Source organism: Paenibacillus zanthoxyli JH29 (assembly GCF_000520715.1).
In the GTDB taxonomy this organism is placed as follows: domain Bacteria; phylum Bacillota; class Bacilli; order Paenibacillales; family Paenibacillaceae; genus Paenibacillus_AQ; species Paenibacillus_AQ zanthoxyli.
The window spans coordinates 1-381 of record NZ_ASSD01000032.1 but is presented as its reverse complement, the minus strand read 5'-3'; the positions used below and the strand labels follow the sequence as shown (position 1 = coordinate 381).

Annotated in this window: 1 protein-coding gene; it reads right to left on the bottom strand. The window is 38.3% G+C overall.

Going from position 1 to position 381, the window contains the following annotated elements; genetic code table 11:
- Positions 1-308, bottom strand: a 308-nt coding sequence (gene tnpA, locus L691_RS0101605) for an IS200/IS605 family transposase (protein ID WP_025688377.1), incomplete at its 3' end; no start/stop codon positions are given.
- Between the last annotated feature and the right edge of the window lie 73 nt (positions 309-381).

The window sequence follows — 381 nt, the reverse complement described above, 5'->3', positions numbered from 1 at the left end:
CCTCCCCACAATTTCTGTCTAATCATTGGAAACTCTTTAAACAAACGTCTTGCGGAAACCCCTTTTAAGGCTTTTATCATATCAGGTATCGAATGCTGTGGTGTACAATCCACTAAAAGATGAATGTGATCGGAGTCACTTTCAATTTCAGATATTGTGAAGTTGTTATCGGATGCAATCTGAACAAGAATTTCTTTTAGTCTTACGTCTATTTCTTCGACAAGAATCTTGTGTCGGTACTTTACGCACCATACGATGTGGTACTGAATGGCATAGACATAACCACGACCATGCTTTATTTCGGACATATCATCACCTCTGGCTACAGAATAACATATGTCCGTGTTGTTTTTCTATAGAAACCTTGACACTAAAGGGATT